Annotated in this window: 1 protein-coding gene; it reads right to left on the bottom strand. The window is 69.0% G+C overall.

The features are described 5' to 3' along the window. A partial coding sequence (locus IMX13_RS18820) for an autotransporter domain-containing protein (RefSeq protein WP_193396972.1) occupies positions 1 to 1,973 on the bottom strand: 1,973 nt, incomplete at both ends.

Genomic DNA, 1,973 nt, shown 5'->3' with positions numbered 1-1,973 from the left:
TCCAGCGACTGCCGCGGGGTCAGCCACGCGGACAGCCCCAGCTCGGCCACGACAGCGCTGTCGGCGATCGGCGCGGCGCTGACGGTGAACGCGCCGCCACCGTTGGCGAAGGCGAGGTTGGCCACCTGGCTGCGGTCGCCGGAGGCCCGGCGATAGCCCACCGCGCCACGCAGGTGCAGCCAGCTGTCCTGCTGGAAGGATGCCTTCAGACCCTTGTCGAAGCGCAGCCCGGCGGTCGCCACGGTAGTACGGGTGTCTTCCACTTCGCCCTGCAGTGCGGCGGCGCCGCCCCGCTCGCTGATGCGCTTCAGGTCCACTTCGACGCGGGCAACCTGCAGGTAGGGCTCCAGGCCGCCTTCAGCAGAGCCGAAACGGTAGCCGGCTTCGAGGAATGCCTGGCGAGTACGGGCGTCATAACGGCCGGTGAGCGTGTCGCTGAATCCTGCGAACGCCAGCTCGCGGGTGCTCTCTGCCTCGTGCTTGCTCCAGGCCACGCCACCGCGCAGACCGAAGCCGCCCCAGCTGTGGCTGGCGTAGGCACCGACGTGGGTGTTGTCGATCTTCGACTTGGCACGGCGGTCGCGTTGCTTGACGTCGGTACGGCCGGTGCCGGCCAGCACGCCGGCCTGCCAGCCATCGAACTCGCGGTCGATACCGACCAGCAGGCCGTTGCTGTTGGCGTCGGTGCGCGCGGTTTCGACATCGCCATCGAGCTTGCCGTTGCCGCCGATCGCCTGTACCCACGCACCGGTCGCGTCGCCGGTGCTGCCCGGCGACGCATTGCCCGCACGCCGCGACAAGGCTGCATCACGCACGTAGCGGCTGCTCTCGACCAGCACCAGCGGCGTGGCGGCATGCAGCTCGCCGCTCAGGCCGTCCAGCGCGGCGCCGACCTGGGCGGGGAACAGCTGGGTCAGCGGCCGGGGCAGGCCCTGGTTGATCGCCAGGCCATCGGCTACGCCAGCGACGGCGCGCTGGTTGCGCGTGGTGGCCGCGGTGGCCAGCAGCGCACCCCGGGCCACGTCGATGCGCGCACCATTGGCGCTGTAGGCCAGGCTGAACTGCAGGAACGGCGAGAATGCACTGAAGTCGGTACGGGCGAACTGACCGTTGATGCCACCGTCGGCGCGCAGGATGTTGAACTGCTCACCCAGGTAGTACACGCCCGGTTCGGGCAGCGCGACCAGCGTGCCGTCCAGCGTGGCGGTGCCGGTGACGTGCAGCTGGTCGCTGCGGCCTCCCGGCGCCAGTTCAGACGCGAACACACCGGTAGCGCCCTGCACGTAGTCACCGTTGACGGTCAGCGTGCCGATCGAATTGCCCGGCGCGATGATGCCGTCGACCCGGGTGGTGCCCAGGGTGCCGACACCCTTCAGCAGGCCATTGGCGCCTACGGTGGTATTACCGCCGGTCTGCGTACCGTTGAAGGAGACCACGCCGCCATCGACCACCAGGTTGCTGTGGTCCAGCACGCCGCCGGCGCTGACCGTGCTGACGCCGCCGGTGGTGTTCAGAGCGGTGGAGACCAGCGAGCCGTTGAGCAGGAACTGGCCGCCCTTCACCTCCACTGCCGAGGTGAGCGTGTTGGCGCCATTCAATTCCAGGACGCCCTCGTTCACCACCGCACCGTTGAAGCTGTTGTCGCCGCTCAGGCGCAGCCAGCCGATGCCGGACTTGGTCAGCTTGCCGGGGCCACCGATGTCGTTGGTCCAGTCATCCCAGGCCTCGCCTTCCCAGACCTTCAGGCCACCGGCCTTCTGGTTCATCACCACATCGGTGTCCACGCGCAGCGAGCCGAAGCCTTCGATGGCCTTGCGCAGGTCGACCATGCCCCAGCCGTAGATCTCATCGATGCCCGGATCGCCCAGATCGCGGGCGGTGGTCAGCAGCACGTCGCGGACCTGTGCGCTGTCCAGGTAGGGGAAGCGCTCAAACAGCAGCCCGAGAGCGCCGGTGATGTGCGGGGCCGCCAT

This window comes from Stenotrophomonas sp. B2 (assembly GCF_014947095.1).
Taxonomy (GTDB): Bacteria; Pseudomonadota; Gammaproteobacteria; order Xanthomonadales; family Xanthomonadaceae; genus Stenotrophomonas; species Stenotrophomonas maltophilia_P.
Note: the sequence above shows the minus strand (reverse complement) of the source record. Positions and strands in the feature narration are given on the sequence as shown.